At 66.7% G+C, this 8327-nt stretch carries 10 protein-coding genes; 1 reads left to right on the top strand and 9 read right to left on the bottom strand.

Translation table 11 applies throughout. The annotated features are described in order from the left end of the window. Positions 1-18 precede the first annotated feature (18 nt). The 8 genes from QE393_RS16780 to QE393_RS16745 form a co-directional block, all read right to left on the bottom strand. Positions 19-756, bottom strand: a complete 738-nt coding sequence (locus QE393_RS16780; RefSeq protein ID WP_160921879.1) for a glycosyltransferase family 2 protein — start codon at positions 754-756, stop codon at positions 19-21. Next, on the bottom strand, positions 753-2399 hold the full coding sequence (locus tag QE393_RS16775) for an AMP-binding protein (protein WP_310044782.1): 1647 nt from the start codon (positions 2397-2399) through the stop codon (positions 753-755). Before QE393_RS16775 ends, QE393_RS16780 begins: the two co-directional genes overlap by 4 nt. Beyond that, positions 2396-2968, bottom strand: a complete 573-nt coding sequence (locus QE393_RS16770) for a hypothetical protein (RefSeq protein WP_310044781.1) — start codon at positions 2966-2968, stop codon at positions 2396-2398. The genes QE393_RS16775 and QE393_RS16770 overlap by 4 nt, the downstream gene beginning before the upstream one ends. Positions 2969-2978: 10 nt before the next feature. Then, positions 2979-3233, bottom strand: coding sequence for an acyl carrier protein (locus QE393_RS16765; protein ID WP_027599969.1), 255 nt, complete (start codon positions 3231-3233; stop codon positions 2979-2981). A gap of 10 nt (positions 3234-3243) precedes the next feature. Next, positions 3244-3504, bottom strand: coding sequence for a phosphopantetheine-binding protein (locus tag QE393_RS16760; protein ID WP_017642722.1), 261 nt, complete (start codon positions 3502-3504; stop codon positions 3244-3246). Then, positions 3497-4264 (bottom strand): 1-acyl-sn-glycerol-3-phosphate acyltransferase, encoded by a 768-nt coding sequence (locus tag QE393_RS16755; RefSeq protein ID WP_183633321.1) that lies wholly within the window; start codon positions 4262-4264, stop codon positions 3497-3499. The genes QE393_RS16760 and QE393_RS16755 overlap by 8 nt, the downstream gene beginning before the upstream one ends. Beyond that, on the bottom strand, positions 4261-4983 hold the full coding sequence (locus QE393_RS16750; protein ID WP_310044778.1) for a beta-ketoacyl synthase chain length factor: 723 nt from the start codon (positions 4981-4983) through the stop codon (positions 4261-4263). Before QE393_RS16750 ends, QE393_RS16755 begins: the two co-directional genes overlap by 4 nt. 355 nt (positions 4984-5338) lie before the next feature. Further along, entirely contained in the window at positions 5339-6616 is a 1278-nt protein-coding gene (locus QE393_RS16745; RefSeq protein WP_310044777.1) for an MFS transporter, read from the bottom strand. A 107-nt stretch (positions 6617-6723) separates the two neighbouring features. Here QE393_RS16745 and QE393_RS16740 point away from each other — a divergent pair, with 107 nt between their 5' ends. Continuing rightward, positions 6724-7605 (top strand): LysR substrate-binding domain-containing protein, encoded by an 882-nt coding sequence (locus tag QE393_RS16740; protein WP_310044776.1) that lies wholly within the window; start codon positions 6724-6726, stop codon positions 7603-7605. A gap of 60 nt (positions 7606-7665) precedes the next feature. On the opposite strand, the gene QE393_RS16735 is transcribed toward QE393_RS16740, so the two are convergent. Then, the gene (locus QE393_RS16735) at positions 7666-8325 is read right to left on the bottom strand and encodes a RelA/SpoT domain-containing protein (protein ID WP_310044775.1); all 660 of its coding nucleotides are present in this window, start codon (positions 8323-8325) and stop codon (positions 7666-7668) included. Positions 8326-8327 lie beyond the last annotated feature (2 nt).

Genomic DNA, 8327 nt, shown 5'->3' with positions numbered 1-8327 from the left:
GCTGCGCCCAGTGGCCGCTCACGCGCGCACCCGGCGCCAGAGCAGGCGCGGCGCGCGCAGCAGCATGCCGAAGAACAGCCGGGTGTGCATGCGCGAGATCAGCACGTTGTCCTGCCAGAGGCGAAAGTGCGAGCGACCGTCCAGCGGGTAGTGCACCCGGGTCGGGCGCCAGCGCATGGGCTGCTCGCGCCAGGCCAGGCGCACCAGGATCTCCGGGTCGAAATCCATGCGCTTGCCCAGGCCGCCAGCGCGGATCACCGCCAGGGTTGGCGCCAGCGGATAGACGCGAAAGCCGCACATGCTGTCGCGGATCGCCAGGGATAGGCTGTTGATCCACACCCAGACATGGGTGAGGTAGCGGGCATAGAGCCGGCCCTTGGGCACCGAGTCGTCGAACTGCGGGTAGCCGCAGATCAGCGCCTCGGGATAGGCCTGGGCCTCGGCGAGAAAGGCGGCCACGTCGGCCAGGTCGTGCTGGCCGTCGGCATCCACCTGCAGGGCATGAGTGAAGCCCAGGCGCTGCGCCTCGGCGAGTCCGGCCATCACCGCGCCGCCCTTGCCCTGGTTGACCGGCAGCCGCAGCAGATGGACATCGGGCTGGGTCGCCAGCTCGTCCATCACCTGGGCGCAGGCGGGGCTGGAGGCATCGTCCACCAGCACGCAGGGCAGCGCGCGCTGGCGCAGCGCCTGGACCACCAGCGGCAGGGCGTGCTCATGGTCGAACACCGGGATCACCGCGCAGGCACGAAAGCTCATGGCTGCGCCGCCTTGAGCAGGATGCGCCCGGAGGAGCAGGCCGCGGCGCCCTGGCGAAAGGCGAAGTGCAACTTGCTACGGGTGGCGTCGAAATGGAAGGTCAGGGTTACCCGGTCGCCGGGGCGCAGCAGCTGCTGGAACTTGAGCACCTCCAGGCCGGCGAAGTCCGCGGGCAGATCCAGGTGCTGACGGGCCAGGCGCTGGGCCCAGCCGACCTGCACCACCCCGGGCACCACCGGCGCCGTGGGGAAATGACCGGAAAAGAACGCCAGGTCCGGGGCGACTTCCAGCTCCAGCCGCCAGCCGTCCTCGGTCTGCTCGACGCCGAGCGGCTCGATGTCCACCGGCCGTGGCTGGGCCAGCAGGCGTTCCACCTCGGCCTGGGCCAGCTTGCCCTGGGCGCTGTAGGGCAGCGCCAGCAGCAGGCGCCAGCGGCGCGGCAGGGCGATGGCCTCGCAATGGCCGGCCAGGTGTTCGCGCAAGTCGGCCACCAGGGCGCGCCGACCGCCGTTACGCAACTGGTGCAGGCCGCTTTCGCTCAGGGCGACCAGGGCGCCGAGCAGGGCGCGACCCTGTTGCACCACGCCCAGGCGGACGTCGGCGATGGCGGGATGGTCGAGCAGGCGCGCTTCCAGTGCCGGCAGGGCGATACGCTTCTCTTCCAGTTTGACGATGCGATCCAGCCGCCCGAGCAGCTCGAAGCGACCCTCTCCCAGCAGGCTCACACCGTCCATGGTCTGCTCGCATACGCCCTGGGGCAGATAGGACGAGGTCAGCCAGAGGGCGCCGTCAGCGTCCTGGCCCAGGGCGATGTTGGCGAAGGCCCGCCAGGGCTGCGGGCCCTGGCGCCAGGCGATGCCGCCGGTCTCGGAGCTGCCATAGACCTCGGTGGGGTATTGGCCGAAGCGCGCCTGGCAGGCCGTGGCCGCCGCTTCCGGCAGCACGCCGCCAGAGGAAAATACCCGCACCACCTGAGCGAGGATGACGTCGTCGAGGTTCTCGCCCAGGCGCTTGAGCAGCGCCGGGCTGCTGATCCATACCGCGCGTTGGCCCTGGCGCAGCAGGGCGGCGGTCTCCCGCTGCAGCTCCTCGGTGAAGGGCAGCGACTGGCGGGCGAAGGGGCGACCGGCGCAGAGCGGCCAGAGCACGCGAAACAGCAGGCCATAGATGTGCTGGGTGGAGACGCTGCCAAGGATGGTCGCCTCACCGAGGGACTCACCCCACAGCCGCTCCAGGGCAGCGACCTCGTTGGCCAGCTGGAACAGCTGCTTGGCGATCGGCTTGGGCTCGCCACTGGAGCCCGAGGTGCTCAGGGTCAGCAGCGGTGCCTGGAGGTCGAGCACGGCAGGCGCCAAGGGCTCGGCGGCCGTCCAGCCGGCAAGATCGTCGAGCCAGGCGTCGAGTGTAGGCAGCAGCCGAGCACGGGTGGCGGGCTGGGCGTCGGCTGGCAGGATCACCTCGATCCCGGTGCGCCAGGCGCCGAGCAGGGCGCAGGCCAGGTCCTCGGCATCGTCCAGGTGCAGCGCCAGACGCTTGAGACCAGCGGCCTGGAAGGCGGCCGCCAGGCTCAGGGCGCGCTGCTTGAGGGCCGCATCCAGCAGGCTCGCGGCGCCCAGCAGGTCGGCGAGAGGGGTGAACGTCATGGCAGCCTCCGCACGCGCTGGCGGACCAGCCATTCACCGGCGAACAGCAGGCCCATCAGGCCATAGGCGATCACCCCGGTATAGAGCGTCCACCAGGCCAGCGGCGCCCAGAGCGCCAGGGCAGCGGCGGTGAGCGCATTGAACAGAAAGAACAGGCACCAGACCTGGGTCACCCGCCGGGTATAGCGCACCGCGCGCGGCGGCAGCTCGGGTTCGCGCAGCCGCGCCAGGCGCTCGATCAGCGGCTGGCCGCGCAGCAGGCTCAGGCCGAATACCGCCAGCAGGAAGAGGCTGAGCAGCACCGGATACCAGCGTAGCAGGACGGCGGCGTCGCTCAGGGCCAGCAGCAGGCAGAAGCCCAGGGCGACCAGGGCGGTGCCGCGCTGCAGGCCGTTGAGGCCGGGTTGCAGCAGGCGCAGGGCCCAGAGGGCGCCGAGGCCGGCGGCGAACAGCCGCGGCGAAAGGTGCTGCAGGCCAAAGTAGACGGCGAAGGGATAGGCCAGGCCGAGCAGGAGCAGCAGGGCTCTGGCGACCAGGCCCAGGGGGGAGCGGGAGGGCAGGGCATTCATAGGCGGCGGATCAGGCGTCCGCTTGGCTGATGCGATGGACGGCCTCGACCACGTCACCCACGGTACGCACCTGGCGGAATTGCTCGGCGGCGATCTTGTGGCCGGTCTGGCGCCGCAGGTGGTCGATCAGGTCGACGGCGTCGATGCTGTCGATCTCCAGGTCCTCGTAGAGGTTGGCCTCCAGGGTCACCCGCTCGGGCTCCAGTTCGAAGAGTTCGACCAGGGCGCTGCGCAGGGTCTCGAAGATGGCTTCACGGCTTTGCATGGCGATCTCCTCAGGCGGCGCGCTGGGCGGCGACGAAGGCCGCAAGGGCGTTGACGTTGGCGAAATGGGTGCGGGTGTCCTTGGCCTCGGCGTCGATGCGGATGCCGTAGCGCTTCTGGATCGCCAGGCCCAGCTCCAGGGCGTCCACCGAATCCAGGCCCAGGCCGTCGCCGAACAGGATCTGGTCGTCGCCGATGTCGTCGACGGTGACGTCCTCGAGGCCGAGCGCCTCGATGATCAGGCTTTTGAGCTCGAGATTGAGATCAGTCATGGTTGCCGGTTTCCTTCAGGTAGAGCTGGTGCAGCTGGTCGTTGAGTTCACGCGACGCCAGCGGCAACGGCCGCCCGGCGAAGGTGGTGGGATCGATGTCGGCGCCGACGTCCAGTTGGAAGTCGAAGCGCCGCGCGGGAATGCGATACCAGGGCGTGGCCTTGGTCAGGGTACTGGGCACCACCCGGATGATCACCGGGGTGATGCAGCGGGCGCCGCGCAGGGCGATGGCCGCAGCACCTCGATGGAAGCGCGGCGGCTCGCCGGGGGTGGTGCGGGTGCCCTCGGGAAAGATGATCAGCGTCTGGCCTTCGCGCAGGGCGTCGGCGGCTTCGTCGAGCATCTCGGCGCTGCCGTTGTTGCTGATGTAGCCGGCGGCCTGGATCTGCCGCTTGAGATAGGGGTTCTGCCAGAGGCCCTGCTTGACCACGCAATTGGCGTCGGGCACCAGGCCGATGAGCACCACCACGTCGATCAGCGAGGGGTGGTTGGCGATGATCAGCTGGCCCGGACGCCCCAGGCGCTCACGGCCTTGGATACGCAGATTCATCACCCGGGTCAGCACCATGAAGGCGACGAAGAAGCGGAACAGTCGGGCATTGGCCCGCCGCGCACGCTGGCGGCGGCGCAGGGGATCGCCCGGCAGCACCAGCAGGAGCGGCAGGATCAGCAGACGAAAGACCAGGGCGCCGCAGCCGAATACCACGAAGTTGAGCCCCGTGGCCAGCAGGCGGTAGCCGTAGTCCAGGCGGCCGCTCATCCGCGGGCCTCCGCCTGCCAGTGCCAGGCGCGCCCGGCATAGGCGAGGTACAGGGCGCCAGGCGCTTCCAGCAGGCGCAGCAACTCCAGGGCATGGGGCCAGGCGCTGGTCGCCGCGTCCGCCGGGGCCGGCGCGCCGCTCAGGCCATGGCTGCTGCCCGGGGTGAGCAGCAGGCCCACGGCATAGGGAAAGGGGACGTCGTCGATCTGCGGTGCATAGAGGGTGGGCGGCGCCTCTTCGGCGATCACCACCAGCACCCCGCTGGCGCCTTCGGCGAGCAGGGTGCAGGCCTCCAGCACGGCGTGTTCGAGACCGTCGCGGCCGGTGGCCAGGGCGTTCATCTCGCTGTGGTCGCCACGCAGGATCGACCACTGGCCGATGATGGCGTTGTGCACCGAGAGGCTGAACTGGGTCGGCGAAAGCGGCTCGCCGCGGGCCAGCTCCTGGAGGATGGCCAGGGTCCGCGGGGTCTCGCCGTGGCGCGAGGCGAAGATCAGTGGCAGCGGTGCGCCATGGGCGTCGGCCAGCGGCCAGGCCACCTGGAAGGTCATGCGCGCCAGCCGGCTCAGGCGGCGCCGCTGCATGGCCGGCAGGAAGCTGGCATCGGGTTGGCTGCCGTCGTCCGCCGGACGCCAGGGCGCGGCGCACCACTGCCGCCAGGCGTCCTGGTCGCCAAGACCAGGCGCCCAGGCGCGCCAATCGCTAATCTGGAAGTGCATGTTCACAGCCGAATCTACCCCGGAGCCTTGCGTGCTTGCCGTTTCATCTATCCCTGATGAGCAGGGTATTGCAGCGTTCGGCGCGCATTATCCAAGCGGCTCCCACCCTAGGCAAACATTTGTCTGAACTTTGCGAAGGGGTGACAGTCACGGCGCCAAGCCAGGAACAGGCTAGCTTGGCGGGAGGTAGAGGGCCTCTTTTGAGGGAATGAAACGCCGCTCCGTGCGACGAGCGGCAGTGAAACGCGCGATTTACCCGAGGCGGATGAAGGTAACGCTGAAGGTTATCGCGATCAGTGCCGCCGGAGCCGCGCCGGGGTCGTTTTCATCTCCCTGGCGCGGTTGTGGCCCGCGGTCAGGCCGCTGGCAACGGCTGCAATCTCGATAGCCGGACCGCCACGGCCAGGGCCGCCAGCAGCAGGGCGCCGATGAACAGGCCGACGCCGGTCCAGCCCCCCAGGTGCCAGCAGACACCGCCCAGGGTGCCGGCGACGCTGGAGCCGGCGTAGTAGCTGAACAGATAGAGCGAGGACGCCTGGCCGCGCGCCTGGCGCGCCCGCCGCCCCACCCAGCTGCTGGCCACGGAGTGGGCACCGAAGAAGCCGAAGGTGAACAGCAGCATGCCCGGCAGTATCAGCCACAGCGAGGTGAACAGGGTCAGCAGCAGGCCACCGAGCTTGAGCACGATGGCCGCGGCGAACACGCGCCGCCGACCGAAGCGATCGGCCAGGCTGCCGAACTTGGCCGAGCTGTAGATGCCGGCCAGATAGACCAGCGAGAGGACGCCGATCCACGCCTGGCTCAGATGGTAGGGCTCGGCCAGCAGGCGATAGGCGATGTAGTTGAACAGGGTGACGAAGGCGCCCATCAGCAGGAAGGCCTCCAGGAACAGCCAGGGCAGCCCGGCATCGCGAAAGTGCAGGGCATAGCCGGCGAGCAGGCTGCGCGGCCGCAGGGCCCGTGGCTGGAAGCGTTTCGACGCCGGCAGGCTGCGTTTGAACAGCAGCGCCGCCACCAGGGCCAGCACCCCCAGGGCGCCGAGGGCGATGCGCCAGGAGACGAAGTCCACCAGCACCCCGCTGATCACCCGGCCGGACATCCCGCCCAGGGCGTTGCCACTGATATAGAGGCCCATGGCATAGCCCAGGTGCTCGGGGTGCACCTCTTCGGCCAGGTAGGTCATGGCCACCGCTGCTACCCCGGCGAGCGACAGCCCGACCAGGGCACGGGTCAGCAGGATGCCGTCCCAGGTGGGCATCAGGGCGCTGAGCAGGGTGAAGGCGCCCGCGGCGAACAGCGCATAGACCATCACCGACTTGCGCCCGATGGCATCGGAGATTGGCCCGGTCACCAACAGGCCGCAGGCCATCAGCCCGGTGGCCAGGGACAGCGACAGACTGCTGGCCGCGGCGGTGAGGCCGAAGGCCTGGGAAAAGATCGGCATCAGCGGCTGCACGCAATAGAGCAGGGCGAAGGTGGCGAAGCCGCCGCAGAACAGCGCCAGGGCGGTGCGCAGGAATTGCGGCGTGCCCTTCTCGATGAAGGCGTCCGGTTCGTGGTGGGCTTCGTTGGCGGCGGGCAGGGTGGCCAGGGTGGGGGCGGGTGGCGTGGCGGACGACCGGGACGTGTTCACGGGTACCTCAGGGCAGGTCTGACCTCACCACCCTAGGCTGACGGATGCCATATATCCAATATATTGTCCGTCTCGATTGATAGGTTTTACGACTCAATGGAAGACGTATGGAATTGCGCCACCTGAGGTACTTCGTGGCGGTGGCCGAAGAGCTGCACTTCGGGCGCGCCGCCCAGCGCCTGAATCTCTCCCAGCCGCCGCTCAGCCAGCAGATCCAGGCCCTGGAAGCCGAACTGGGCACCCGCCTGCTGGAACGCACCAACCGACGCGTCGCCTTGACCGAGGCCGGCCGGCTGTTTCTCGACGAGGCCCGGCAGATCCTCCTGGCCAGCGAACGCGCCGCCGAACGCGTCCGCCGCGCCGGCCGCGGTGAGACCGGCCAGTTGCAGGTGGGCTTCAGCGCCTCTTCGCCCTTCGTCGCCACCATCCCCAAGACCCTGTTCGCCTACCGCCGCGCCTATCCCGAGGTGCGGCTGCAATTGCAGGAGATGAGCAGCCGCGAACAGATCGACGCCATGCTCGCCGGCAACCTGCAGATCGGCCTGATCCGCCCTATCGAATTGCCCGACGCCCTGGTGGCGGTCGAACTCTTCCGCGAACCCCTGGTGGTCGCCCTGCGCCACGACCATCCGCTGGCCCAGCAGGGCAGCGGCCCGCTGCCCCTGGCCGCGCTCGCCGACGAGCCCTTCGTCTACTTCCCGCGCAGCTTCGGCACCGGTCTCTACCAGCAGCTCCACACCCTCGCCGCCCGCGCCGGCTTCACCCCGCGCATCGTCCAGGAGGCCAGCGAAGTCCTCATCATCCTCGGCCTGGTCGCCGCCGGCCTCGGCGTCACCGTGCTGCCCGCCACCTACCAGCGCACCCAGATGGAAGGACTGGTGTATCGGGAGCTGGACGATCCCGAGGCGACCTCGGCGGTGTGGTTGCTCAGGCGCCGGGATGAGGTGTCGCCGCAGGCGGAGGCGTTTGTGGGGTTGTTGTTGATTTAAAAATATCCTATAGGTTCTCTCAAAACGTAGTTGTTTTTTACATTGTTTGGTTTTTAGATATTACTGGTGTAGCCGAAAGATAGAGTCAGCTAAGCGAGTCCCTGTCGATACTAGCTTAGATAATACTCTTAGCTGTTCTCTTGTTGCGATTGACTCTGTTTTTGTAGGGTAATTTATAGTGTGATCAATTTCTCCCCAAACTTCTTCGAATAGAGTTCTCACTTGAATTTCGCATTTTATTCTTGTGTCGTTTGCCGGCATGACTACATAATGGATGCTTGTGTAGTAGCTTTCTTTGATTTTGACGTTTAATTCTAGTGATTCAAAGAATTTTTGAGATTCTGGATCCCAGGAGTATGCTACGGGTGCCTCGTATAAAGTCCAATCTCCTGAATTTACTTGCTCCATAATAAATTGGTGGATTGCTGTAAGTTGGTCTTGGTATAGGTGGAGCACCCGTACACCAGCTAGGTCTGTCACTTTCTCAAATATATTATGCTCTGTTACTGGGTCGTCTGGATTGTGTTTCCTTATAAGCTTTTCTCTTAGATGATTCTCGTCTTTTATTCGTTGTTTTACGCTGTGAATTATGGGCTTTCCGTATGTGTTTAGAGTGGGTTCTAACTTAAAGCAGTCAACGACCGCGTTAAGAAAGCGTTGGAACATATGTTTTTGAGAGGAAAATTTACAAACCGCTTGATTCGTTATCTCTTCGGACATGT

Origin of the sequence: Pseudomonas sp. SORGH_AS_0211 (assembly GCF_031453455.1) — a bacterium.
GTDB classification, from domain to species: domain Bacteria; phylum Pseudomonadota; class Gammaproteobacteria; order Pseudomonadales; family Pseudomonadaceae; genus Chryseomonas; species Chryseomonas aestiva.
This window is presented reverse-complemented; position numbering and strand designations above follow the sequence as displayed.